The sequence below is a fragment of the Marinobacter sp. SS13-12 genome, assembly GCF_030227115.1.
GTDB lineage: Bacteria > Pseudomonadota > Gammaproteobacteria > Pseudomonadales > Oleiphilaceae > Marinobacter.
In genome coordinates this window covers 93,001-118,227 of the sequence record NZ_JASSUA010000005.1, presented here as the reverse complement: position 1 = coordinate 118,227, position 25,227 = coordinate 93,001, and the positions used below count along the sequence as shown (strand labels likewise).

General features: G+C 56.5%; 25 protein-coding genes, 3 pseudogenes and 1 riboswitch. Of the genes and pseudogenes, 4 read left to right on the top strand and 24 right to left on the bottom strand.

What is annotated here, in order from left to right:
* Positions 1 to 34: 34 nt before the first annotated feature.
* The 8 genes from QPL94_RS20055 to QPL94_RS20020 all read right to left on the bottom strand — a co-directional run bounded on the left by QPL94_RS20055 (position 35) and on the right by QPL94_RS20020 (position 6,359).
* Positions 35 to 346, bottom strand: coding sequence for a hypothetical protein (locus QPL94_RS20055; RefSeq protein ID WP_285359658.1), 312 nt, complete (start codon positions 344 to 346; stop codon positions 35 to 37).
* Between the two features lie 383 nt (positions 347 to 729).
* Complete coding sequence (locus QPL94_RS20050; RefSeq protein ID WP_285359657.1) at positions 730 to 1,350, bottom strand: SCO family protein; 621 nt, start codon at positions 1,348 to 1,350, stop codon at positions 730 to 732.
* Entirely contained in the window at positions 1,347 to 2,189 is an 843-nt protein-coding gene (locus QPL94_RS20045; protein WP_285359656.1) for a cytochrome c oxidase assembly protein, read from the bottom strand. Before QPL94_RS20045 ends, QPL94_RS20050 begins: the two co-directional genes overlap by 4 nt.
* A gap of 22 nt (positions 2,190 to 2,211) precedes the next feature.
* On the bottom strand, positions 2,212 to 2,850 hold the full coding sequence (locus tag QPL94_RS20040) for a DsbA family protein (protein WP_108019749.1): 639 nt from the start codon (positions 2,848 to 2,850) through the stop codon (positions 2,212 to 2,214).
* Positions 2,851 to 2,897: 47 nt separating this feature from the next.
* On the bottom strand, positions 2,898 to 3,857 hold the full coding sequence (locus QPL94_RS20035) for an arsenic resistance protein (protein WP_285359655.1): 960 nt from the start codon (positions 3,855 to 3,857) through the stop codon (positions 2,898 to 2,900).
* Positions 3,858 to 3,940: 83 nt separating this feature from the next.
* The gene (locus QPL94_RS20030; RefSeq protein WP_285359654.1) at positions 3,941 to 4,849 is read right to left on the bottom strand and encodes a cation diffusion facilitator family transporter; all 909 of its coding nucleotides are present in this window, start codon (positions 4,847 to 4,849) and stop codon (positions 3,941 to 3,943) included.
* Between the two features lie 96 nt (positions 4,850 to 4,945).
* The gene (lspA, locus tag QPL94_RS20025; protein ID WP_285359653.1) at positions 4,946 to 5,461 is read right to left on the bottom strand and encodes a signal peptidase II; all 516 of its coding nucleotides are present in this window, start codon (positions 5,459 to 5,461) and stop codon (positions 4,946 to 4,948) included.
* Between the two features lie 4 nt (positions 5,462 to 5,465).
* Positions 5,466 to 6,359: a cation efflux transmembrane domain-containing protein gene (locus QPL94_RS20020; protein WP_285359652.1), complete on the bottom strand. Its 894-nt coding sequence runs from the start codon at positions 6,357 to 6,359 to the stop codon at positions 5,466 to 5,468.
* Between the two features lie 185 nt (positions 6,360 to 6,544).
* On the opposite strand from QPL94_RS20020, the gene QPL94_RS20015 reads away from it, so the two are divergent.
* Both QPL94_RS20015 and QPL94_RS20010 read left to right on the top strand, forming a co-directional pair.
* Positions 6,545 to 7,120 carry an SRPBCC family protein gene (locus QPL94_RS20015; RefSeq protein WP_108019738.1) on the top strand — a complete coding sequence of 192 codons (576 nt, stop codon included), beginning with the start codon at positions 6,545 to 6,547 and terminating at the stop codon, positions 7,118 to 7,120.
* Complete coding sequence (locus QPL94_RS20010; protein ID WP_285359651.1) at positions 7,117 to 7,578, top strand: saccharopine dehydrogenase NADP-binding domain-containing protein; 462 nt, start codon at positions 7,117 to 7,119, stop codon at positions 7,576 to 7,578. The genes QPL94_RS20015 and QPL94_RS20010 overlap by 4 nt, the downstream gene beginning before the upstream one ends.
* Here QPL94_RS20010 and QPL94_RS20005 read toward each other — a convergent pair.
* Positions 7,546 to 10,518 (bottom strand): Tn3 family transposase, encoded by a 2,973-nt coding sequence (locus QPL94_RS20005; RefSeq protein ID WP_285359650.1) that lies wholly within the window; start codon positions 10,516 to 10,518, stop codon positions 7,546 to 7,548. The genes QPL94_RS20010 and QPL94_RS20005 overlap by 33 nt on opposite strands.
* Before the next feature lie 515 nt (positions 10,519 to 11,033).
* The gene (merR, locus tag QPL94_RS19995; RefSeq protein ID WP_285359649.1) at positions 11,034 to 11,498 is read right to left on the bottom strand and encodes a mercury resistance transcriptional regulator MerR; all 465 of its coding nucleotides are present in this window, start codon (positions 11,496 to 11,498) and stop codon (positions 11,034 to 11,036) included.
* A gap of 73 nt (positions 11,499 to 11,571) precedes the next feature.
* On the opposite strand from merR, the pseudogene QPL94_RS19990 reads away from it, so the two are divergent.
* A pseudogene (locus tag QPL94_RS19990) lies at positions 11,572 to 11,735 on the top strand (mercuric transporter MerT family protein); the annotation flags it as partial.
* A gap of 7 nt (positions 11,736 to 11,742) precedes the next feature.
* Positions 11,743 to 12,525: pseudogene (locus QPL94_RS19985) on the top strand (ISL3 family transposase); the annotation flags it as partial.
* A 376-nt stretch (positions 12,526 to 12,901) separates the two neighbouring features.
* Here QPL94_RS19985 and QPL94_RS19980 read toward each other — a convergent pair.
* The 14 genes and pseudogenes from QPL94_RS19980 to QPL94_RS19915 form a co-directional block, all read right to left on the bottom strand.
* Positions 12,902 to 13,180, bottom strand: a pseudogene (locus QPL94_RS19980) (YkvA family protein); the annotation flags it as partial.
* 48 nt (positions 13,181 to 13,228) lie between these two features.
* Entirely contained in the window at positions 13,229 to 14,488 is a 1,260-nt protein-coding gene (locus QPL94_RS19975; RefSeq protein WP_085682197.1) for an MFS transporter, read from the bottom strand.
* Complete coding sequence (locus QPL94_RS19970; protein WP_085682198.1) at positions 14,489 to 14,809, bottom strand: DUF190 domain-containing protein; 321 nt, start codon at positions 14,807 to 14,809, stop codon at positions 14,489 to 14,491.
* Between the two features lie 74 nt (positions 14,810 to 14,883).
* The gene (crcB, locus tag QPL94_RS19965) at positions 14,884 to 15,264 is read right to left on the bottom strand and encodes a fluoride efflux transporter CrcB (protein WP_491270507.1); all 381 of its coding nucleotides are present in this window, start codon (positions 15,262 to 15,264) and stop codon (positions 14,884 to 14,886) included.
* Between the two features lie 83 nt (positions 15,265 to 15,347).
* Positions 15,348 to 15,421: riboswitch (Fluoride riboswitch) on the bottom strand.
* Between the two features lie 96 nt (positions 15,422 to 15,517).
* On the bottom strand, positions 15,518 to 15,937 hold the full coding sequence (locus tag QPL94_RS19960; RefSeq protein ID WP_218565795.1) for a hypothetical protein: 420 nt from the start codon (positions 15,935 to 15,937) through the stop codon (positions 15,518 to 15,520).
* A complete protein-coding gene (locus tag QPL94_RS19955) occupies positions 15,927 to 16,244 on the bottom strand; it encodes a heavy-metal-associated domain-containing protein (protein ID WP_085682200.1) in 318 nt (105 codons plus the stop codon). Before QPL94_RS19955 ends, QPL94_RS19960 begins: the two co-directional genes overlap by 11 nt.
* A gap of 41 nt (positions 16,245 to 16,285) precedes the next feature.
* The gene (locus QPL94_RS19950; protein ID WP_123891163.1) at positions 16,286 to 18,712 is read right to left on the bottom strand and encodes a heavy metal translocating P-type ATPase; all 2,427 of its coding nucleotides are present in this window, start codon (positions 18,710 to 18,712) and stop codon (positions 16,286 to 16,288) included.
* A 140-nt stretch (positions 18,713 to 18,852) separates the two neighbouring features.
* Positions 18,853 to 19,503: a cytochrome c biogenesis CcdA family protein gene (locus QPL94_RS19945; protein WP_123891164.1), complete on the bottom strand. Its 651-nt coding sequence runs from the start codon at positions 19,501 to 19,503 to the stop codon at positions 18,853 to 18,855.
* Positions 19,504 to 19,636: 133 nt separating this feature from the next.
* Positions 19,637 to 19,951, bottom strand: a complete 315-nt coding sequence (sorU, locus tag QPL94_RS19940; RefSeq protein WP_085682203.1) for a SorU family sulfite dehydrogenase c-type cytochrome subunit — start codon at positions 19,949 to 19,951, stop codon at positions 19,637 to 19,639.
* Positions 19,952 to 20,017: 66 nt separating this feature from the next.
* Positions 20,018 to 21,247: a SorT family sulfite dehydrogenase catalytic subunit gene (sorT, locus tag QPL94_RS19935; protein ID WP_278366842.1), complete on the bottom strand. Its 1,230-nt coding sequence runs from the start codon at positions 21,245 to 21,247 to the stop codon at positions 20,018 to 20,020.
* Positions 21,248 to 21,375: 128 nt separating this feature from the next.
* Positions 21,376 to 22,191: an anti-sigma factor family protein gene (locus QPL94_RS19930; RefSeq protein WP_113270578.1), complete on the bottom strand. Its 816-nt coding sequence runs from the start codon at positions 22,189 to 22,191 to the stop codon at positions 21,376 to 21,378.
* Complete coding sequence (locus QPL94_RS19925; protein ID WP_083024703.1) at positions 22,184 to 22,768, bottom strand: RNA polymerase sigma factor; 585 nt, start codon at positions 22,766 to 22,768, stop codon at positions 22,184 to 22,186. The genes QPL94_RS19930 and QPL94_RS19925 overlap by 8 nt, the downstream gene beginning before the upstream one ends.
* 73 nt (positions 22,769 to 22,841) lie before the next feature.
* Positions 22,842 to 24,296 (bottom strand): cytochrome D1 domain-containing protein, encoded by a 1,455-nt coding sequence (locus QPL94_RS19920; protein ID WP_285359648.1) that lies wholly within the window; start codon positions 24,294 to 24,296, stop codon positions 22,842 to 22,844.
* Between the two features lie 228 nt (positions 24,297 to 24,524).
* Positions 24,525 to 25,199, bottom strand: a complete 675-nt coding sequence (locus tag QPL94_RS19915) for a MerR family transcriptional regulator (protein ID WP_198556035.1) — start codon at positions 25,197 to 25,199, stop codon at positions 24,525 to 24,527.
* Between the last annotated feature and the right edge of the window lie 28 nt (positions 25,200 to 25,227).

Sequence of the window (25,227 nt, the reverse complement as noted above, 5' to 3'; positions counted from 1 at the left end):
ATTATAGGGCAGCGTTATACGGATGTATATAAGGTTATATGAACTTTTCGGATTGCTTTGCGAGGTACTTCACGAGCGAGGTGTAGATGACCCTATTTTGGGGTTGGCTATCTTCCTCGGCGCGTGATTTCACTTCCATCACGATGGGATCCGGAAGCCAGATGCTGATGTAGACACCGTCGCGGGGGGAGGCTAGGTACTCGGGATCATTTGACGCAAGAAACCAGCTCACTGCATCGCGGTATAGCTGTTTAAGAAAGATTCCTTCACGGGCAGCATACGATTTCAATGCAGACCGTGTTTCTTCACCCAGCTTTAACTGCTTGAGAGTTTCTTGCGTGTCCAATGATGTCGCTTCCTGGTGAGTTGTTAGGCACTGTCCATGGCGTGCCGCGACGGATCTAATCCAGATTATATAGCACTATATGAAAATGTCTAAAAAATATTTTGACTGGCATTGAATTTTGAGAACGTGTGGTTCTGGCACCATGATTCGTAGGCTTGGCTGGATTTGAAGACGCCAAGGTCGCAAAGCAGACATTCGGGTAGCCGATCAAGAACTTTGCAATGGTCTCCGTATGGACTTCCCCAGTTAATAACGCAACTCAAGAAAGCTTTATGGTCGCCCCCCAGATCCGTCGGCAGTATTGACAAAAGGCAACCCTCGCTTGTCAATGCGGAAGGCCCTGGGCAAGGAGATTTGAACAGGGAAATCTACTTTTACTGTGCTCAAGAGTCTTCCTGAATAAGAGCAACGAGATCGTGTCTGATTTCTTCTTTGCTCAGGTCTGGCCGCATTAACAAGCGAGGGTTGCCTTCGCGATCAAATACATAAATCGCGCTACTGTGGGAAACCGCATAGTTGCCGTCTGGGCCAGGTTCGTCATAACCGAAGGTTGTCCGATAGCGTTTAGCCAGTTCCCGAAGTTGCTGCTCTTTTCCGGTGAGACCGACAATATTATCACCGAAAAAATCGACGTATTCTGCGAGGCGCTCAGGCTTGTCACGTTTGGGGTCGACACTCACGAATAAAGTGAGCACTTCGTCCTGAAGCTCTGGAGACAAGCCACTGGTTGCCTGATTAAGTTTTTGCAGGGCAGTCGGGCACACATCGGGGCATGAGGTAAACCCGAAAAACAGCATTCTTACGCGGCCACTGTAATTGCTGCCAGATACAGGGTCGCCCTGGCTGTTGATCAGGTCGAACTCAAGCTCAGGCATCAGGCCACTGATGTTTTTCCCATGCCAGTCTTCGTCGTTGCCGAGGCAACCCGTAAGCAACATGGCCAAAACCATCATTGAAATGGCCGGTACGATTTTGGTGGGCTGTCGCCAGAAACCGGTCCTCATGAGGTTGTTTCCTTCAGTTTTTTGGGATGATTGGTATATTTTCCGTCCTGATGCATGGCTCGCCGGAGCATCAGAAGAATGCCAAGGATGCTCATCATGGCTGGAGGGATATAGGTCAGCATGCCGCCCAGAAGCTGGTCGACTTCCGGGTCCAGCGGCCAGGCTCTGCCACAGACTTCGTAAACGTCGTAGACCATGTCACGTGAGAACACGATCCACGCCCCAAGAAACATCTGAAGCACACCTGCGGCAGCCAGAACCAACATGCGTCTGCCATACCCAAGTGATGAGGTGATCGCCGGCGGTCTTGGATCAAAGATCAACCACCAGAACAGCAGACCATCCAGCAACATGCTCCAGTTCATGACCCAGTACAGATCCCGGCTGAGCATGGCGTCGAAATGGATCGATGGCCACAGCCAGAAATAAATGAGCCCAACAAAAAGGAAAAGGGCGATGAAGGGCTGCTGCAGAACCTGATAAATCCAACCCAGAGGCCGGAGTTTGCGTTTCCAGCCCGGGCTTATTTTTTCAAACCAGAACCGCATGACCGGCAAGGGGTTGGACAGTGCGATCAGGATAGGTCCGATGTGATGAAGAATCAGGTGCTGGCCCCGATGAACGAAGAACATGTACTGCGCGTAGTAATCAAAGCGGGTCTGCATCACCGCATAACAGATTATTACCCCCAATGTGAAAGCAAAGATTCGCAGCGCGCCGGGCCGATCCTGATCCGGCATCCGAAGCAGTCCGATGCCATAGAACCCCAGCACGAGCATGTAGCTCAGCACGGTTAGCGGCGAGAAATCGTAGGGTAGAAGGTAGTCTAGCAGTGACATAGCGTTGCCGGTTCTGGTGTTGTTATTTCGATGACTCTACCTTGGACGTCACAAGGTCGTACAGTTCCTGAGGCCCCAGCCGACTCAACTTTTCTCCGTTAACGTAGAATGTCGGCGTACCAGAAATTCCGACCCCTTTAACGTCCGCAGCATCTTGTTGAATAATGCCGTCAATTTCGGGAGAGTTCATACTGGCACGGGCGGCCTCAACATCGAGTCCCGCTGACTTTGCTGCATCCCATGCTGCCTTGATATCGGGGTCATCATGCCATTGGGGCTGTGCCTCCATGACAGCGTCAAGCACCGGCTTATAGACCTTCTGTTCGCGAGCCGTCTCCAGGATTCTGACGGCCTCCTCCGAGCCTTTGTGAAACAAAACGTAGCGCAGGACCAGGCGCACTTTTTCCGGGTACGCAGCCTGAATCTGTTTCACATAGGGATGCATAGCCCGACACCCTTCGCAGGAGGGATCGAAGAACTCAACAATGGTTACCGGTGCGTCTTCGGGGCCTATGATAGGAGAATAGTCCCTTACCAAGGGAGTTTTGTCGACAGTGGCAGTTTCGCTAGTAACCTGAGAGCGGTCATATACAACAAAAGCGGCAGTGAATACCGCTAGGCAGAAAAGGATGAGGCTCACGACCAAAGTTCGGGTTCGCACGTTAGATCTCCATATATTTTTTGATTAGTTTTATTGGTGTCAGACTTTTAAGTGTTTGGTAGCAGCCGGTTGGGCACCCACCTCAGATAGAACATCATTCCAAACAGTTCCACTAACGACTGGACGACAATTACCACAACGGCCGCCGCCCAGGCTTCTGGCATTGACAGTGCCAAAGGTAAAACCACAAAGGAGTTGCGCGTGCCAAGGCTGAAGACAATCGTTCGTCCGGTCTCGGGCGGCAACTGGAAGACCTGGCGCAGGACTTTCCCAACCAATGCCGCTGCTAGTAGATAAGTCGGAAAAAGAACCATCAAGATCCAGACAATGCCACTGGTACTGGCGATCTGGCTGACCTGTGCCATCGAGATGATGAACAGTACGACTGTAAGCAGAGGGACCGGCATCAGACCCATGAAGCGAATGAACCCGGTGGCATTTCTGGAGTTTTCGGCCCATGTTTGCGTCAGAAATGCCAGGATAAGTGGAACGACAATCAGCCCGATAAAGGCAGGTAGGAGGTGCCGCTCAAGCTCAAGATTCACCCCAAACTGGTTGCCTAGGAAGAGCCACAAGTACAGTGGCAGAAGAACCAATTGAGCAATCAGCAGAACCGGCGTTGCCGCAATGGCTCGGGTGCTGTCCCCCTTCCCCAGATGAGTAAAGGTGACAAACCAGTCGGTACAGGGCATCAGCAATACCAGAAGCACGCCCAGCTTCAGCGCATCATTGTTTGGCAGTGCCAATACCAACAAGGCGGTTATCGCTGGCATCACCAAGAAATTGCCGGTCAGCAAGGCACCCATGAACCGACGATCCCGGAATACACCTGACAGATGAGTCAACGGAGTTTGGGTAAATGTGGCGTAGAGCAGAACCCCGAGTAGTGTCCAGATCAGGTAGTCCGGCACAACCTCGCCGGGAGAAGTCTTCCAACCTACGAAAAGGCCGAGGACAACAGCGATGAGGTAGGCCCAGACCTGATTGCGTTCAATTATGTCTCGCATGGGGTTTCGCGCCTTTGGGGTTCATTGGCTATGCGCAGCCTTCATGGCGAGGCATGCCCCCTACACCTTTTTCTGCAGTTCTGTTAGCCATGCCCATAGGTATGAGCCCCCTCATGCTTGTAGTCAGGGTGTTCAAATTCCAGTGTTGAGTGAGTTATGTTGAAGTCTTTTTCCAGAGCCTGTTTTATCCTGTCCTTGATTGGCTCAAGTTCATTCCACGCACTCATCTCGACAACCACATGGGCGTCGAGCGAGGCATCATGCTCACCCATCTGCCAAAAATGTACGTGGTGAAGGTCGATAACGCCGTCTACGTTTGATACGACCTCAATGACGGAATCTGTGTCGATATCCACAGGACTCCCCAGCATGAGTGTTCTGATGGTCCCGCCAATTTCTGTCAGGCCCAGATAGAGAATATAGCTGGCGATGCCAATGGTGATCGCGGGATCAACCCAGCGCATGTCGTAGAGTAGAATAAGGGCTCCGCCTACAACAACTGCTATCGACGCAAACGCATCAGACAAGTTGTGTAGAAACAACGCACGAATATTAACGCTGCCCTTCTGCATTGAGTAGGTCAGCAGCGCGGTCAACGCGTCCACTACCAGTGCGACAATGCCAAGCCAGACTATCCACCATCCCTTGATTTCCACCGGATCAAGGAACCGCATGCCACCCTCATATATCAGGTAGAGCCCTATCATGATCAAAGTGGTGTAATTTATGAGGGCTGCAACTACCTCTATTCGCCCGTAGCCGAAGGTCATCTTTGAGTCAGCCGGGCGACGCGCAATCTTACGGGCCGCGAACGCGATAATCAGCGATGCCATGTCCGAGAAGTTATGTATAGCATCGGCAATCAGCGCCAAGCTGCCGGCAAAGATCCCTCCCGCGATCTGGGCGAGAGTCAGGATGCCGTTCGCCCAGATGGCTACTGCAACCCTTTTATCCTTGGTTTCGGGGGACATGTGAACATGTTCGTGGCCCATGGGAGAATCCTTGTTCAGTAGTTTGTGGAGAAAGTGTCTGCGCAATGCTCAGTAATGCTAAGCTTGGTGCTTCGTGCGTTGGTGACTTCATGGATTCTATTCATTTTGGTAGTTTTTAGCCTTGTTTCCGCCACTGGTTTCACCCCTGAAGCTCGTGGCGAAAATCATGGCCACGCCCAGGACTATAAAGACGTCGGCAAGATTGAACGCCGGCCAATGCCAGGATTGCCAATGAAAATCCAGGTAATCGACAACATAACCTCGAAAAACCCGATCGATGACATTTCCGAATGCGCCGCCAAGTACCATCGCTAAGGCCAAGGATTCTGTTCGCTGATGGCTGTCCCGAATCAATTTGACCAGAACAGCTGAGACGACAACGGCTATCGCAATAAAAAAATATCGCTGCCAGCCCCCGCCATCGGCAAAGAGACTGAAGGCTGCGCCTTTATTCCAAACGTGCACCCAATTAAAGAAAGGAGTGATCTCAACCGATTGGCCGTAAGCCATGGATTGCTGTACGAGCCATTTAATCATTTGGTCGGCAAGCGCTATCAGTGCGGAAAAGCCGAGAAAGATAAGCGTTGAAAATCTAGCACGATGTTCAGACATCGAATTATCCTTTTAGTGCAAGGATGCGCTTGGCACCAATGAGTACAACGCCACCCACAACGCCGCCAATAATTAGGTCTGGGTAGTTGGAGCCGGTCCAGGCAACAAGAAGTCCCGCAAGGACAACTCCCAGATTGATAACCACATCATTGGCTGAAAAGATCCAACTGGCTTTCATATGGGCGCCGCCCTCGCGGTGTTTGGCGATTAGGAGCAGACAGCTGATGTTGGCGATAAGGGCGACAGATGCGACGGCCATCATCATCAGCGACTGCGGATCACTGCCAAACAGAAAGCGCCTGCCAACTTCAACCAATACCCCAGCGGCAAGGATAAGCTGGAGAATACCGGCAACATGCGCCGCTCTGACCTGCATTTTGATGCCGTGCCCAACGGCGTAAAGCGCAAGACCGTAGACGGCAGCGTCGGCAAGCATGTCTAGCGAGTCTGCAATTAGGCCAGCAGACTGCGCGATCAGGCCCATCGTCATCTCGACCAGAAACATCAGGCCGTTGATTGCCAGCAGTATCCATAAAGTGCCGGATTCCTCAGTCTCGTTGGCATGAGACAATTCAGCCGCCCTGAGGGACTCAGGGCTGGCGTCTTCCGTCTTCTGCAAGGAAGCGCCCAGACCCAGGGTTTCCAGTTTGCTGGTAATAGGTCCGGTTTCGCCTTGATGGATAATTTCCAGCTTTCGATTCGATAGGTCGAATGAGAGTGACTGAATGTTGTCAAAACCCGTGAGCGCCATTCGAATCATTCGTTCTTCCGAGGGGCAATCCATCTTGGGCACTTTATAAATGCTGACTTGGGCGTCAGAAGCGGTGGTGGGTCCCTTAAAGCTATTGTCGACGACAGATACTTCACTGCCACACTGTCCATTACAGTCGCTACTCATTTCAGCGGTTCCGATTCTCCCAAAGGTTCCGTTACTTTAAACCTTGTAGCTACTACAGGGTCAATGCTAGTCGTTAGTTTTTGACGACACTGGTGAATCCGCCGCGATTCGACGGCTTGCGGCTTGACCCTGTAGTAACTAAAGGGTTGACGGTTAATAGGTCTGACAAAAAAAGGGGGCGTGCCATGGGACGAAAGATAGCGGTTACCATGCTTTTTATCGTCGCTTTTCTCATGATCTTTGCGGGTTTCAATCCCCGTAAAGTGGACGTCACTGAGAGTGTCGTTGTGAATGCGCCTCGTGCAGATATTTGGCAAGCAGTGACCGATTTCGAAGGCACCTTTCACCGATCGAACGATGCTCACATTTTGACTGAGGTAACGAGCCGACAAGGTACGGGTTTTGTTGATGGGCTTAGGTTTTTCCAGGTCGAAACGGTTGGTGGAATAAAAGGGGTTCTGGACGGGCGCGTGTACGACGTCTTTCCGCCAACACGTTACAGATGGTCAGCCGAAACCACCTATAGCCTTTGGGGGCTCGACATCGTTGACGTGTTCGAGGGAGGAGATTTACGAATTGAAAAGACGGGCTCCGAGAAAGGATGGCGTCTCTCTCATCGGGTATACGGAGTCTTTCCCGATTCTTTCAAAGGCAGAGCCTTGAGTTGGTTCATGTCCGCCTTTATGGATATCGAGTCAGACGCAGCGCGACATACCAGGGTTGAGCTGGAGTACGTCAAAAAGAAGCTTGAACAACGATGAGGCAGGGCAGCAAGAGCGTACTTATCCTTGGCGGTTACGGAGCTGCAGGAACGGCCATTGCAACTCTTTTGGGGCAACGGATCGAAGGCAAGATTGTCTTGGCAGGCCGGTCGCTGGAAAAAGGGCGCAAACGGGCGGAACAGTTAGATCGCGAAGCCGGTGCCACAGGGCGTTTCAGCGCCAGGTCAGTTGATGTGGCCGACGCTGAACAAACGAGGCAATGCCCGCATGGGCAGAATGTCGTTATTGTCGCGTGTGGTCTTTCGGTGTCTGCAATTGAGAGCCTGGTTCAAGGCTGTATCGCGAATCGAGCCGACTACATCGATATCACGCCGAATCCGCGCAAGCTTGAAATATTTCAGAGCATGCGAGGGTCGGCAAAGATTCTGACGAAATCCTCCAAAAAGTTAACTAACCTATTGAATTTAAATTATTTTAGTATTGTAGCTCATGGGTGAAACCTGCCGATCAAAATCAAGCGTATAATCGCCAAATCGGTTGATATGGTCCGTGCGGTATGGGGCCAGCCCTTTGAGAATATCGTGATCAATATGATGACCGCGCTCTTTGAGATCTTTAAGGGTTAACGTCATCGACTCCACATTGTGAAGAATGACCAGGTTGGCCACCAAGTGGTTATATTTGATCACCTTCCGTTGCTCGTGACGGATATTCTCGGCGATCACCCCCTCGCCGCCGAAGAACAGCCATTTCACGAACTGGTTGAACTCTTCCGTTTTGTTCGTCTCCGCATGAATGGTTCGCCGCAACTCCACGCTGCCAATGTAGTCCAGAAGAAAGGTTGTCCGAACGACCCTCCCCAGTTCCCGGAAAGCAAAGTAGAGTTTGTTCTTGAGGCTTGCGGTACCTAAACGTCGCAGTACCGTGGACGGTGCGATTTTTCCAGCCTTAATCGATAGCGCCACCCGGAGCATGTCCGGCACATGGGTTTCAATCAGTTTCCAGTTGATAGTCTCGCTGAACAAAGCATTGATGTGCTCATACCGTTGGCGTTTGTCAGACTTGTAGAACACCAGCTGCTTCAGATTCCGGATGCGGGGCATCAGGTTGATACCCAGCAGGTAAGCCAACCCGAAGACGGGCGCACTTTGCGCCTGAGTATCGCCATGCAAGGTGTCAGGCTGGATATCGGAATCGTTTTTGATTAGCCCGTCAAGGATGTAAATGGCCTCATAAACGCCGCAAGGGATGAAGTGGCTGAACAGCGCGATGTATTTGTCGGAGACGTGGTAGTAGCCCACCCCGCCGTAGCCACCGTACCGTATGTGGTATTCCGATAGCAGATTCTGTTCGTACAGGTTCCATTTTGTGCCATCGGCGGCAGCCCGCTGGCCAGTTCCCCAGTGTCGCGGCAGCCGGTAGCGGTTGTAGGCATTGATAACCTGCACAATGGTCTGCTCCAAGCGCTCTTCGGTGACATGCCGCAGGTTGAGCCAGGACACCTGCCGGCGATTAAGTGTCGTGATGGATCGGGCGGTCTGAGTTGGCCCGAGATTGCAGCCATAGCAAAACAAGGTCGAAACAAAGCGGGTACGGGGGTCTTCCAGCTTGCTCTCCAACCCGGAAAGTGGTCCAAAGCGTTTGTGGAGGCCCAGCCATTTTTCGGCTTCCACCAGGATGTCGAGGATATTCTTTTCGGGCAAATTCTGGGATAACTGCTTGTCGATCTCAGCTAACCCATCCGGAGGCGCCGTACGACGGTGCTTCCGGATCACCAGCTCTTCACCATGGAAGACGGCGTATTCATTCTCCGGGAAGCCACGGTCAATGCGGTCGGCCGTTTCGCTCAACCGAGAGTGGGCTTGTGCCACAAAAGCGGCTGGATCGGATTCGATATCAGTCATCGCACTGTAGTCCGCTATCTGGGCATCATAGACTTTCCAATCCACCAGCTGATCGCGGTAGTCACTATACTGGTCGCTGTTCGCGACCGCGAGATCGCCGGAAATCAGTTCACGCTTCACCTGTGTCAGTACGCCCAGCTCGAAATACTTCCGGTAGACCATGCCGGGCGGTAGCTGGCTTGGCCCGGCCCCCAATACCAAACGGCGCCAACGCTCCGGTAGCCAGGACACGTCGAGGGGTTGAGTGCTGAGCACAAGGCATTCCTTTCGGCTGTGCCGGTGCTTTTTCAGAATCGCAATCGCCTCAATCAAGGATTGATCGTGGCTGGTTGCCGCCAGATCCAGCAGTTCAAGGCAATTGAATAACAGGGGGCGTAACGGGCGGTAGGGTTGCAGCATGAACGGGATGAAGTTATTGCCAGCGTAGGCCATGTGTTCCTCACACTCTGCCAGTAATTCATCAGGATCGCTCTGGATGGCAGCCGCCACTCGGGCACCTCGCTCGGAGTCCGTTGGCGCTTCCTGGACGGCGGTCAGTACGTCACGCAGTTGAGCCACCAGCTTGTCCATGCGCTTCATATGATCCAGGTGATACTGGTTCAGGTTGGCTTCTGCCTTGGTCTTGATGTTGCGCATCTTGCGGACAAAGATGTCGACCGCATCGTCCATCGCGCGACGCAATTGGGCATGGACCAGCAGAACCATTAAGGCATAGCGCTTGGTGCTCTGCATCGCCTTGATGTTGGCCGCGCCCAGCGCTCGTGCTTCCAGTATGAAGTGGTGATATTTGGCGGCGGGAATGTGATCAACAGCGGGCAATCGTTGACACCAGCCCTGAAGCCATTCCAGATGCTGGAGATACTTCTTCACTTCCGTGTTGGTTGGCTTTTTGGGTTCCTGTTTCAACTTGTGCCAACTGGTATGAGGGGAATCGTCCGGCACTTGCAGCAACTGGTCAAATTCGTTTTTTTGATGCGCTGTCAAACCCGCATTGAGCGTCCGGAAGTAACCGGTATTAACCGTGCTGCGAGCCTGACGCGCGGTCCGTTGCAACGTTGAAAAACCCGGTAACTCAAAACGCTGGCGCACCAGCTCTTCAATCACCACATTGATGATGTCCGCCAGGTCCTGCTTGGTGGTGGCCGCTTCACGCGCTAGTTCCCGTACAATTGCCTTGCCTTCAACGGTGAACGCCTTGATGCCCACCTGTTGACGAACCGTCTCCAGCATCCGCTGACGGGCGCCGCCATTGCGGTCGTAGACCCTGAGCTGGCTCAATGCGAGATGTGAAAGGTCGTCGCACGCCAGAATGTGCGTTGTAATGGATTGGGGAACGGCTTTGAGATGGACAAAGTAGCCCAGACGCTGCACTGTTTTCAGGAGAATGAGTAGGGCGCCACGAGCAGCCGGAGTTCGACCGTGCTTTCGGGCAAAGGATCGTTCCTGGGTAGAGGGTGTATAAATTTCTGCCAGTTCTTGATCCGAGACCACCGCCTTCAATCGCGGATAGGCGGTTTCATGGAGGCTACTCATACGCAGTCCTTCGCTATGGGGTTCCAGTGAAAGGCATTAGCCCACAGTACTTTCGCTCTTGAGGGGGGCATTGCTTATAGTAGGCAGCAATTCGTCAAGACCAAAGGAACCGCCCGTTATTTTGTGAACGCCACGCTCGCTTTACGTTACGGGATTATTCGGTCATCGATCGCCGGTTCCCCGATTTATTGAATCGTTACACCACACCGCAGACTGATTCGAGCTATGGCCATTGAGCATCTCCCCCCCCCCACTGAGCATTCACACCTACCAACGCCTTTCTAGTGCCCAGCTAATCGCTCTGGCAGGGACCGGGCTAACGACGGTGGCGCTGGCGCCGCTGGCCCATGACTGACGGGCGGCAGTGCGGGCCAGGTGCTCGGCATTGCGCTGGCCCTGAAGATGATTGCCTACGCCCTAATAGCACCTCTGTTTGGGGCTGTTGCCCAAAAACTTCCCCGCCGTACTCTGCTGGTCACACTGGACATTCTGAGGGCCTGCAGGGTTGCCCTTTGTCACTGAGGTTTGGCAGGGGGCCCACTCTGGCTAGGGTAGGTACAAAATTTTCGCCCAACCCCTTCATGTAATGACGCAATTAAGGGGCACGAGATATTGCCCTCTTGGGCGCAGCACCGATCAACCATGGCGCTCAGTAAAGCCTCAATTTGCTGTAGCTTTTCGATCTTCCCACGTACGTCGTGCAACTTGCGCTCCGCGAGAGTGCTGGCTTCCTGGCAGTGGGTGCCGTCTTCGAGTCGGAGCAGGTCGCTGACCTCATCGAGATTGAAGCCTAACTGCTGCGATGTTTTCACAAAGCTCAACCTGCCGATATCGCTGGGACCGTAGCGTCGAATACCCCCGAGAGGACGCTGGGGCTCAGGTATTAACCCACGTCGCTGGTAGTAGCGGATGGTCTCAACTGAGACGTTCGCCGCCTTAGCCAGCCCCCCGATGGTCAATGAGTTCATTTCATCCGGCATTTGCCTTGACTCCGTAGTTGACTACGGCTTCAAGCTTAACCTATCGAACAAGGCCGTAGAAGGTGTAATTGCAATATCAGAGTTGAATTCCGAGTCACAATCCGGTCGCGAGTCGTTAATCGCAGGCGGGGTTGCAGCCTGCTCGCGTCGGCCTGTTGTCTGGGCACCTTGGCCCTGATCGCCCTGGGGGGTTCCGGTGCCTGGATCGGCAACCTGGCGAAGTCTGCGAGGTACCGCAAGTGCGCACCGCTTCGAGACACCCCGCTACCTAGGTATCGACGAGCTGTACCTGAACCGCCGCTACCTCTGCATCCTGACCAACCTGGAGGAGCGTACCTTGTTAGACCTGCTGCCCGGTCGTCAGCAGGAGGCAGTGACGAAGCGGCTCATGAGCATGACCGAGCGCGACAAGATCGAGATCGTCAGCATGGACATGTGGAAGCCATATCGCCGTGCCGTCCAGGCGGCGCTGCCACAGGCCCGCATCGTGGTCGATAAGTTCCATGTTGTGCGTATGGCCAACGAAGCCCTGGAGAAGGTCCGCAAGGGGCTCAGGAAGGAGCTGAAGGCCAACCAACGCCGAACCCTCAAGGGTGACCGGAAGACCTTGCTGAAGCGGGCTCACGACGTCTCCGACCGCGAACGTCTCATCATGGAAACCTGAATGGGGGCCTTCCCCCAGCTCCTGGCAGCCTACGAGCACAAGGAGCGGTTCTACCACATCTGGGACTGTGCCAGCCGGCGAGATGCTGAGCAGGCGCTGGCTGCCTGGATTGACGACATCCCAGTCACCAATGCCTTCACGGAGTCGATCAACCGGCTGGCCAAGGACAAGAACCGCGATGGCCGGGGCTACTCATTCGAGGTGATGCGGGCCCGGATGCTCTACACCACCAAGCACAAGAAGAAGGTGCCGCAGACCAAGGAATCCCCCTTCCTGGGCAAGGCCACCATGACCTACGGCATGGGTCTACCCGAGCCCGAGAAGAACTTCGGTGTCGATCTATCAACCTTCTGGGAAAATTAAGATATCGGTGGGCCTACAGGGATCGTCAACCAATTAATCCGGATACCCATTTTCTAATGGCCACAGCTTGACCGTATCTCAAATGAGATGCGCAATAGCGTCATGTATGACACTCGGATAATTTATCATGGCTCACACTTCAATGCTGGGTAACGGAGGACGAAGGTGAGCAACAATTATGCGGTCACCATTGTATGTGCTGGCCTGGATGATGTTCTCCGGGGTAAATTCTTGGAGAGCGTGCGCGGCCCCCAGAATTGGGCAGTGGCCAGCGTCATCCGCCAAGTACAACTCGCCCTCCCGGTGTTTATAATTAATCACAAGTAGATGGCGCTTAGAAGGGCTGCACAGACGATCCATAGGGTGATAAATACCCCCGGCTTACCGGACGCTCGGTGGCTTTGGCGGCGGTTTCTCGGTGCTCGCTTATTACCTCTGGCGGGATAAGCCTCACGACCAGCATGATTCCGAGCGGCACGATGATGATGTCATCCACGTAGCCGAGCACGGGAATGAAGTCGGGGATCAAGTCGATGGGCGAGACAGCATAGGCCGCGACAACCACCGCAAGCGCCTTTGCGAACCACGGGGTGCAGGGATCACGAGCGGAAAGCCAGACCGCGTGTACGTCACGCTTGATGGTTCGTGCCCATTGCTTGGCGTTCGAAACCAGTTTTATTGTCATAGTAAGTGTCTCTGTACGCTACGCATTACGGACGCGGAGCATAGCCAATGTCCCGGCCGCCATCAGCAGGGCCGCCAAGCCAAAGCCGAGAGTCGGCGAGACTGCGGTCCACACCAAACCGACCGTGGCGCTGGAGACGAACTTGGCCGTCCCGTTGACCGTCCCCAGCGCACCATAGCTGATCATCAGGGTGTCGGCCTGCACCATTTCGGCTGTCACCGTGGACTCCAACGCTTCCTCGACAGTGACGTACAAGCCAGCGACGAAGAAGATGACGGCGAGCAGCGGCACGCTGTCTACCGAAAGCCAGAAGGCCAGTGCTGTCAAAACGGCCGTGAGCGTTCCCAGAACATACCCGCCGACCAGCATGGGGAGATGGCCGAGGCGATCCGCCATAGCGCCGACCGGGTAGGACATCGCGACCTGCACTACATTGCGCCAGACATACAGGAGACCGCCGACCTGGGCGGCCTTCACCACGCCCATTGAGGGCGTGAGCAGTGTGGTCGCGGCCAGGATCAGTAGCGTGTGCGAGAAATCGCCGATACCGAACAGACCGACCGCGCCGAGGTAGCGTTTGAAGCGCGCTGGCAGATTGCGCAACGAGTGGAAGAATCTCAGCCCAGGGTTCGGCGAATGCTGCGGGTCTTGAACCAGCGTCAGGAAGGCCAGCACGGCCAGGATGCCCGGAATTACCGACAACCACAGCACCAACCGGAACGGGCCGTCTGGACCATCCCAATGCCACCCCTGCGCCCATTCCAGTAGCACAACACCCAATAGCGGCCCAAGGACCGCACCAATGGTGTCGGCTGCCCGGTGGAACCCAAAGGCCCGGCCCTTGGTTTTCGGTGTCACCGCCTGAATCACAATCGCATCTCGCAACGGCCCGCGCAGCCCCTTGCCGAACCAGGATACGACGCGGCCAAGCAGGATCAACGGCCATCCAACTGCCAAAGCAATCATGACCTGTCCTAGCGGCGTCAGTCCATACCCCACGAGGACCAGTAACTTACGATGGCCCAGCTTGTCCGCTACATAACCCGACACCATCTTGGTGAGACTGGCCACTGCATCGGCAATACCTTCGATGATGCCGAGCACGCTGGCCGGCAGGCCCAGTACGGCAAGAAAGCCGGGCAACAAGACGGTCGTCGTCTCGTAGCAGAAGTCGCCCAGTGCGCTGGTGATCCCGGCACCGACGACAGTTCGATTCAGCCAGCCTTTCGGCCTGGTGGCTTTTTCAGCTGCACCGGCCTCGTTGATGTCGTTAGTCATTCAGTCCGACTCTCCAAGGGTGCCGAATTCGACCGGAATCTTCACATAGAAGATGTGCAACTGGTCCGCGAGCAAACGTTTGAGCAGCCGCTCTGCCTCGTCCTCAGTCACTACCATCGTGATTTCTTCTGGCTGATCGGCAAGCTCAAAAAAATGGCTGGAGTGCATTTTGCCGTTATGACCAAAACCCTCAGTTGCGGCGAGCACGGTCCCGCCGCGCACACCCAGCTCCCGGGCAGAGTCGATCAGCCAATCACAAACGTGCTTGCCACGGTGATGGCGGTTTTGCTGGGTAAAGAACGTCAGTTGATAACCTTTCATCCTAGTTCTCCTAAAAAAGGAAATGTCTATGAACTTTTCTGCTTGAATAAGGAACCGCCGTCCGACAGAGACTATTACAGACTACGAATCCAACCGAACGTAAACATACCCAGAATCGTCATGAGTAATGACCCCAGCACATGAATGGACACCGCGCCGGCTGCCCAGGCAAACCGCCCCTGTTGTAACAAGGTAATAATTTCAGCGGAAAACGTTGAAAAGGTGGTAAACCCACCAAGAAACCCGGTGATAATGAACAGTCGCCACTCCGGTGCCACCGAGCCCTGTGCACTGAAAAAGCTCAAAGCCACGCCGATAAAGAGACCGCCTAACAGATTTGCGGCCAGCGTGCCGGGAGGGATGGTGGGAAACAGGGCGTTGAGTTGCAGGCCGAGTAGCCAGCGGGATAAGGCCCCGCCCGAGGCACCAGCGCAGATTGCGAGAATAGAGTACATCAGTAAAGATCCTGTCCTGAAGCATTACATGAAACAATACCCGGACAGGCGAAACGGCAATAACCTACGCGCCCGAACCGGGACCCTGCGTAGGCATCATCAGCCACTGCGAACGTGCAGTGGCGGTTTAAGGAGGCATGCCATCTCCTGATATGCGTTATCTTATCGGAGGTAGTCATCTCGAACAAGATCGCTGGCCATTGTCACCCAGAGTAATACTCACCGAATACATTGACAGTCTCGGCGGCCATTCCTACACCGCTATGAGAGCGTCCTTACCGTACGTTTTCGTTCCGTTGGACTTCAAACTCCTGTAACGCCCGAACAGCGAGACGTCGCCGATGCCGCCGGTATCGCGCTCAATCCGGCCCATGGGCGTGGTGACGTCCAGTTCCTTGTTGAAAAAGTAAGGGACAACGCCGAACACCGCGAGCTTCGAGGTAATGCCATAACCGAGTACGCTGCCCGGAGCCTGGACCGAGACCTCACGATCCAAGGGGCCACCGTCGGAACGCTCCCGCGAGACCAGTTGCTCCCGCCAGATGGTTTCACCCTGGGGCACGGGCAGAGCCGTGTTAAAGGTGTTGGGTGCGGCTTGTGCCGAAGGCACACCGGTCAGTACCAGGGCACCGACCAGCAGGGGCAAGCCGATTGACTGGTTGTTATTTCGCATCGCTGCCTCCCGTTTCACCTTCGGCCTCTGAGTAGGAGCGCAGCGTGAAGCCGGCCTCCTCGACAGCCTGACGTGCCCGCTCCTCAGAGAAAGTCCTGCCTTCCTGAAGGGTGACACGCACCGTACTTTTTCCGACGTCCACCTCCACGCCGGTGACGCCATCCACTTTATTCAGACGTTTCTCAATGCCATAGGCACAGAAGGGACAGGCCAGGCCGTCCACGCCCAATACGTAGTGTTTGTCGGCGGCCAGCGCGGCAACGCTGAATGCCAACGCCGCTAACATCAGGAACCCTTTTTTAAACATGACGAATCCTCTTTTCAGGGGGCAGCTTACAAACGAGTTGGTCAATTATTCACACTCGCGACCGTGTCGAAAAACAGGGCCGGGCGTTGCCACAGTGAATTAATGAAAATGGCTGTCACGCTGGCTGCCATAGCCACCATCGCCCAGACCGGGTAAATCAGCCCCGTGCTGGCCAGCGGAATGCCGATACCGTTGAACAGAAATGCCAGGCTGACGTTCTGGAGCATTTTGCGATAACCCCAGCGGCTGATGTGTATTGCCGTCACCACGGCGTCCACCCGGCTGTTTAGGATGATAATGTCGGCGGCGTCAATGGCGATGTCCGTGCCGCCACCCATGGCAATACCCACGTCCGCCTGCATCAGGGCGGGGGCGTCGTTGATGCCGTCGCCGACCATGGCAACTCGCTGGCTTTGCTGCATCGTTCGCAGTTGGTCTGCCTTCTGTTCGGGCAGCACGCCGGCATGCACTTCATCGATACCGGCCTGTTGCGCGATGTGGCGGGCGGTGCGTTCGTTATCGCCCGTCAACAGGGCGGTGCGGATGCCCATCGACTGCAAGCTGGCTATGGTGTCGGCGGCATCGGGTCGCAGAGCGTCACCGAGTGCGATGGTGCCCAACAAAGTGCCGTCGCGGGCCACCACGATTACCGTATGGCCCTGCGCCTCGTCCGCTTCCACGGCATCGGCAACGGATGTCATCTCCACGCCGGACGCTTCGGCGAACCGCGGGCTGCCCACCAGCACCTGCGTGCCATCCACGTGCGCGGTGACACCACGGCCGGACTGGGCCTGAAAATCGGCGATCTCGGGGAAATCCACATTCCTTTCGAGTGCGGCTTCAACCACGGCCCGCCCCAATGGGTGCTCCGAGGCCGCTTCCACGGCTGCAGCCAGCGCTAGCAGCGCATTGTCGTCGCCATCCACGCTGTACAGAGAGCGTACGGCGGGGCGACCCTCGGTGAGAGTGCCGGTCTTGTCGAACACCACCTTGTTCACTTTACGCAGGGCCTGAAAAGCCTCGCCGGTGCGCATCAGTACGCCCTTGTCCGCGGCTTCTCCTGCGCCACGTACGATGGATAGGGGTGCTGAGATGCCCACGGCGCAAGGGTAACCCATGACCAGCACGGTCAGGGCGGCAAAAACGGCTCGTTCGAGGGCCGGCTCGCCGCCAATCAGTACGGGACCGACCGACCAGAAGCCAAAGGCGAGGGCCGATATGATCAGCACGGCCGGCGTATAGATCCGCAGTACGCGATCCACCAGGTGTAGCAATCCCGGCTTGAGTGCACGCGCATCCTCAATGCTGCTGATCACTTGCTGGAGAAAGCTTTCGCTGCCGATGGCCGTTACCTGCAGAAGAAGGGTGCCGGAGCCGTTGATGGCGCCGCCCACGACGGTATCGCCAGTGGTTTTCTCCACCGGTAGCGGCTCGCCCGTGATCAGGGACTCGTCCACGGCCGAACCGCCTTCAACCACCTCGCCGTCCAGGGGAACGCGTTCTCCAGGCCTAATACGTACCCGCATACCAATCTCAACCTGGTCTGCGAGCATGTCACGCTCACCGTCCTCGGTGACGACGCGCGCCGTCTCCGGCTGCAGGTCCAGCAACCGCTTGACCGATTGCGAGCTTCGGGTCTTGACGATCAGCGACAGCCATTCGGAGAACAGATGATAGGTCAGTACCATGACGGAGACGGCGAAAAACGCCGCCGTGGGATAACCTTCGGGCGATGCGATCAGGCCGATGGCGCCCCCGGTCAGCCCTGCGAAGGCACCGATTTCCACCAGTACGTGCTGGTTGAGGATGCCACGGCGTAACGCCTGAAAGGCCATGTTCAACATTTGCCGTGCCACGCCAAACACCATACCCAGTGCCAGCGCACCGACGGCCAACGGCTCATAGCCGCCCAAAACGCCGGCGGTGCGTAGCGCAAGGAAGGCCAATCCGCCAGCCGCCAACAGGGCCGTGCCCGTGAGCGCGGCTGACCTACCCTGGCCGCGTAACACCGCAAAGCCGAACAGAACCAGGCTGACGTAAACCAGCGCGGAAAGCCCGAAGGTCCAGGCCGAGGTAAAATCAACGATCAGTCCGACCGCTGCCAGGCTCATGGCCAGGGCGACGACAAACCGATTGCGCTCAATCGCCAGCGCCTGCTCCTGGCGTTCGAACGGTTCCACCTTGCGCGGGTCGCTCAGGGTGTAGCCGATCTGCTGCAAGGTACCCATCAGAGCCTCGGCGGTGTTCTCCCGAGAGTCGAACTCCACCAGCGCCTGCTCGTGAGTCAGACTCACCGCAACCCGACGCACGCCGGATTTCTTGCCCAGCGCGCTTTCAATCGTGCCCGTGCACAGCGAGCAGTGCAGTCCACCGATATGAGCCTTGACCCGTTGAATGTCGGGGTCCGCCGTTGATTCCAGACTCCAGGGCCGGGTATCGTCGTCAGCGGTTGTCACTGCCGTATTCATGATGCATCCCCTTGATGAAATGAGGTCATGTTTCAAGGGTAGGCCCCGTACCAAGATACGGAGTCAAGTGATCGAGGAATATCAAACAGGTTAAACAGGGAAAGCTGTCAAAACAGGGAGGATGTACTTGGTCTTAAGGCCTAAGCCAGCGCCAGCCAAAAGGTCCAGAGGCCCAGTACGACCATTATGGCACCGGTCCATCGTAGCATGCGTCCCACAAGCCGCGTGAGGTGTTCAAGCCAGCGACGGCCGCGGGCGGTAAAAACAATGAATAGCAGTGGGGCGGAAAACGCCAGTCCAAACACCATCAGGGTCGAAGCGCCGAAGATAACAGCGCCATCCGTTGCACCCCGGGCAGCGGCGTCGCCGAGCAGCACCGCAAGCAAGGGGGCCGCGCAGGCCGGCACGTTCAAGCCAAACACCACGCCTAACGCGGGACCGCCAGGGATGCGGGTGATGCGTGGCAAAAAACGGTTCACCAGCGCAATAAACCAGGATGTACCACCGCCCAGGTACAGCAGCCCAACCACCACATAAAGACTCCCGAGCACAGCCCACAGGCCTTGCTGCAGCCCGGTGAAGGCGGTTCCAACGAAGACGGCAATCACGCCAAGCACGGCCATCAAAGAGGCCCGCGTCAGGGCAAAAAGCAGTGTGTGAGCAATCTTCATCCGCTGTGATAACCCCTTGAGGTAACGGATGAACAATAAGTGACTGCCCACGGAACAGGGCTCAATAAAGGCCAGTAGCCCGAGGCCGACGGCCAGAGGCAAAGCAACTGAAAATTCCAAGGAACTACTCTGTCGTCCGTGAATTAAGCCGCAGATTAACACCCGTACCCCGATACAGGGTCAAGGGTTCTCAGCTGAGTGGCACAGAATGAACCCTGACCCATAGCGGTGAGTCATCCGGCATGCGTGAGGACTATTTTCGGGTGACCGATTCAATGTACTTCGCCACGGCACTGATCTGCTGCTCTGACAGTGAGTCACCGAAGGCCGGCATGATGCCAACGCCACTCTTCACCGCGTTGCTGACCTGCTCCGCCGAGGGCTTGAGCTGGTCAAGATTGGGGCCGATCTCACCGGCGGAACCGGCATCGTTCAGCGTATGGCAAACCGTGCAGGATGGTTGTGCCTGCTCCAGGAACACTTTCTTACCCAGTTCGAGCTGCTCATCCGCCAATACAGGGCCAGTGGCGAGGGCAAAGATCGTCAACAACAGTGTGCGTAATGACATGGAAAATCCTGATTCAATCAAGGGAACAGGCGGCCCGACCAACGGACCACCACAGGGTTAATACACTCAGGAAACGGTGACGGTCACGCCATGGTCTTTCCAACTGGCGTTGCCGTAACCGCGCTCATTCTCGGTGCGTGTGGGCGGCTGGGTGTTGCCCTCGGTGTCCGTCGCGCGGCTAACGATTCGATGGTCGCCGGCGCTCAGATCCATCGCCACCACAAACGGTCGCCAGGCGTAGCGCCCCATGTCCGGACCCAGGAAACGGGCACTCTTCCAGGTCTCGCCACCGTCGGCCGACACCTCCACCTGGTTAACGGCATTGATGCCGCCGAATGCGACGCCGTAAATCAGATTCCTGCCCTTGCTGGCCGTTGTCAGCGGGGCGGTGACCCAGGATTTGACCGGCATCTCCCACATCGACGGCTGACCGGGCGCGCCTTTTTCGCCAATGGGACGAATGCGATAGCCTGAGGCCTGGATCTTGGCGTCCGACTGCCCCTCGGTAAACGCGACTCGCTCCACGTATTTCACGTTATTGACCCCGAAATAACCCGGAATGACCATGCGCAGTGGGCCGCCATGAGCCAGCGGCACGGGCTCATCATTCATTTGCCAGGCCAGCAGCGCCTGATCCAGTGCCCTCACCGGAACGGAGCGCTCCACCATAATGGTTTTCGGGTCCAACCCTGCAGGCAAGGTTTCGCCGCCGGTGCTGGTGATGTAGTTCATGTCCGGCTTTACTCCGCCGAGCCGGGCCACAACGTCACGCAGCGGTACGCCGGTCCACACCAGGCAGCCTGCCGCGCCGGTGCCCCATTGGGTTCCGCCCGGGCCGTGCTCAAAGTAGGCTCGCCCGTTGCCCGAGCATTGCAGAACGGTGGTTACCGTCTCAACACCCATTTTTTTCAGCTCACCCAGGGTCAGGGTCTGGGGCGAATTGACGCCTTCCAACGTGATTTTCCAAGCGTTCCGGTCCGCCACAACATCAGCATTGGGGGCTGGCAGGTTGTTACGGACATACAGTTTGTCACTGTTCGTCACCACACCACTGCCAATGGCGCCGCGCTCGGTTTCGATGGTGTTGGCGCTGTGCACGATCACGTCATTGGCGTTTTTCCAGCGCACGTAATCGGGCAGCGTTTTGGGTTCCTCCGACCTGGCAAGGGGGCTCAGCCCCAGCAGACTGACGGAGGCCATGGCGCCGGCAGAGCCCAGCAGCAGGCGCCGGCGACTTATCGGTAAAGAACTTTCGGGTGCACGGCGGGACGTTGAAGACGCATCGAAAACAGACATGGTTTTCCCTCGTTGATGTTTGTTCAGAACACTTGCCGACGGTGGTCATCGGTGCCATGAATTCGTGACAAACCTGATTTTGATTCAGTGTAGTAGGTCATGGTCAAATAATCACCGTTGACAGCGTGTCAGGAGGCCCCCGTCGTGGCTTCGCTTACCGCCGGCATATTCCCGGCTGGCGCAACCACCAGCAATCCCGAGTCCTCCATGGGTAGCCCGAGCACCTCCAACTGATCGGCCCGGGTACGAAAGTCGCCGGCTCGGGCCACCGCCTGTCGCACATCCGGATCCCGGAAGAATACGCGCTCCGAGATACGATACTGGATGACTAGGCTGTTACCCTGGCGCATGGCGTACGCCTGGGCAGGCTCGCCCCCCACTCGGGTCATCCAGGTTGCCAGCACCCGGCTGTTTGCCCACGGCAATGGCGGAGACACTTCCGAGCCGCCGGCCTGGCGAGGCAGTTCCTCAAGGGCGACACGCTGATAATCGCTCAGCACGTCACTGACCATGGGAATCCTGTTGATATTATCCGGCGTCAGGCTGGGCATCAGCAGTACCGCTGCCAGTACCAGGGCAACGGCCCAACCGCCGCTGCCAATCACAACCGACGGGCGAAGGCTGCTCAGCCAGCGTTTCAGATTCGTCATGCGGCGACGACCGGATGGGCGCTTGCCACCGGCGGGGGCGTTCGCAAGGGCGATATCGAGCCGCCCGTCAAAATCGGCGGACAGTCCCGGAGTGGGTATCATCTGCAGTCGTTCGGAAAGAATTCGCTGACGTTCAACATCGTGTTGGCAGGTCTCGCATCCAGCAAGATGGGCCTCGACCAGGGCGGTGTGATGCTCATCCAACTCACCATCGGCATAGCCCGCCAGCCAATCCTGGATTTCGGCGTGCAGGTCGGACCATTCGTGGGCGTCTGTGTTTTTGAGATCACTCATGGGAATTCACCGATGTGTATTTTGTGTGGCTGGCAGCCAGGGACCTCGGGCTTGCCTTGATCAGTCGCTTAGCGAGCAGGCGCCGCGCGCGTGACAGGCGACTCATGACCGTCCCCGGTGCCAGGTCCAGAATTTGTGCGATATCCTGATAGCTCAGCTCCTCAAAGTCCCGCAACAGAATGACCTGCTGAAAGCTGTCCGGCAGGGCGTGAACCGCAGCCATGACCTGCGCATCGCTCTGGTTTTTCAGGAGCTGATCGAAGGGGCCCGGGGCACTGCAGGGATACTCATTCAACACCGCGTCACCGGTGGTCAGCACCGGAGCCAGTTGCTGCCGGCGCCCATCCCGCCGATAGTCATCGGCAACCACCCGGTTGAGAATCCTTAGCAGCCAGGCGTAGGCCGCCACGTGATCGTCCAGTTGGTCAAAGTCCCGCCAGGCCCGGAGCAAGGTCTCCTGGGTCCAGTCCTCCGCCATTTCCTGTGAGGGGGCCTGGCGTTGCGCAACACCGTACAGGCGGTAGCGCCAGGGCCGTACCAGTGTGTCGAATTGCTGCCTGCTTCCGGTGCTGCGCATGGGGCTGCCCGCTACCTATTTATGGTCACTTCACTGGAGGACGTCACCGGGTCGCCTTTTATTCCCGACTTTTTTATGGATTGCCCGGTACCGCGAGCCAGAAGGGGAACTGGCCTCCAACCGGCTCCCGGCGGACCACCTCGAGGGACTGGGTATCAATAACGGCAATGTGGTTATCCGCCGTGACCGACGCGTAAATGAACTGGCCATCGCGGCTTGCCCGAACGCCGTGGGGGCCAACGCCCACGTCGACATTTTTGACAATTTTAAGGCTCTCGGAGTCGATTATAGTGACCACGGACGCAGAAATCGCACCGGTTGCGACGTATTGCTCGCCAGGCACCACGTCGATGCCGCCATGGCCACTACCCACTTTAAAAGTTTTCAGCATGGTTTCGCTAGCCAGGTCCAGTACCCCCACGTTGCCGGTAAAGTCGCGCAGCCATAGCCGTTGACCGTTGGCGCTGATGTCAATGTTGTGAGGCGTCTTGAGACCCGGAGTGGGGATCTGACGCTGTTTTTCCAGGGCCCGCATATCCACTACCGCCAGCGCGCCTTCGCCCTGCAGCGTGACGTAGGCGAGTGTGCCGTCGGCGCTGTAAACGAGGTTGTGGGGTACCTTGCCCACTGGAATTTTCCTGACCAGTTCAAGGGTATTCATATCGATCACCGCAACGTCGCCTTGGGTCGGCGCCACGGCGAGGCCGTAACGGCCATCCGGTGAGATTTTTACGCCCTGGGCCACCTCACCGATCGGTACGCTGGCCATCACCTCACCGCTGGCGGTATTCAAAACGTAGACATTGCCGGTTTTGAAGCCGGACACCATCAGCCGGGAACCATCAGGACTCAGGGCATTGTAGTGAGCGCCCGCGACGCCGGGCCAGGCCTGCTTTGAGGGTAGGACTTTCACGATGCCGCTGTTCTGGACCGCCACATACAGAGGGTCGCGAATGGACTTTTCCAGGCTTAGTTCGGGCGCCGACCGCACGGGAGTGGCTTTGGTCCGCGACTGCTCAGGCGATTGGCCCAGCAGGGTCTGCCGCAGCTGGTAAACATCCTTGCCGGACAGGTCCTTACCCGCAATCGCTTCGATTTCTTCAGGGGTGTAGGGCTGAAACTCACCAGCAACCCGCTTTTCATTGCCGAACGCCGTCAGCACGTAATTCAGCACATCCGCCATTTGCTGGTTAGTGAGCGCACCGCCCCAGGCCGGCATGTTGCCGTTGTAGCTTGTGCCGTCGACTTTGATGGGGCCGGTCAGGCCGAACTGCAGCACATGCCCCAGATAGCGGCGGCCACCGATACCGTCAGTGGCATTGTACATTTGAGCGGTGTGGTTTTTTTGCGGGGGAAACGACCCCGGTATGCCTTGACCCTGAGCCTGATGGCAGGCAGCGCACTGCTGGTTGTACACCTCGCTGCCGCGCTCAAAGCGGGTGTTTTCCGCCGCGCTCACGGGCACACTGACACTGAGCAGGGTTGCGGCGACGAATGATGTGATGGCATGGGGGATCGGTGGACGCATATTACAAACTCCAAAGGCTAAAAGAAGTTCGGCCGGACTCATGTGCTGGCAAGACCTCTTGCCAGCAAAGCACCGGTCGAAAACGATCTGTGAAGCCAAAGGCGTCACCGGGCCGGGATTTATTCCCGAAACTTTCGGCCCGGCCCCCTACCCGCGGACCAAGGCTCAACGAAGGCCAGTAACCCGAGGCTCGCGGCCAAGGGCAAGGCCGCCGAGAATTCCAAGGGGTTATTCTGTCGTGTTCATGATGTTTGCGGAGTACCCCGCACCACGCACAGCCTCCGCAAGTTGTTCGTCCGAAATCCTTGATTCGTCAACTGCCACCCGGGCTTCACCGCTTTCATGGGAGACGGAACACCCCTTGACGCCGGTTTGCTGTTCGAGAACATGACGAACAATTTCCTCGCACCCACCGCAGTGCATGCCGCCGATTGAAAGCCTGATTGTCTGCATGTCTGTCTCCTCACTTATGATCGGCTCGCCTGTAGGCCCCGCATTCTGCTCCAGGGCGTCAAATATGGAACAACACTGCAACGGCCCCTGTCCGGGACAACAGTCCACAAGTGCCGCCAGCCCCTGGCGGATTCGCCGTAACTGTTCAATTTTCTGGTCTACGTCGTGCAGCTTTGCCATCGCCCGCTGGCGTACATCACTTGCGTCTGCCTGGTTGCTTTCGGCATCACGCAACGCGAGCAGCTCAGCGATCTCACGCAGTGAGAAGCCCAGCTCTTGCGCTCGACGAATAAAATGCAGTCGCCTTACCGTGGCGTCCGAGTAAATCCGATAGCCACCTTCCCTGGGACGTGGCGGCTGTTCAATGAGCTTGCGGCGTTCGTAAAAACGAATCGTCTCGACACCAACACCCACCACGTCAGCCACTTTGCCAATGGTCATGTCTGTCATGGCAGAACTCCCACCCAGTAGATCCGAA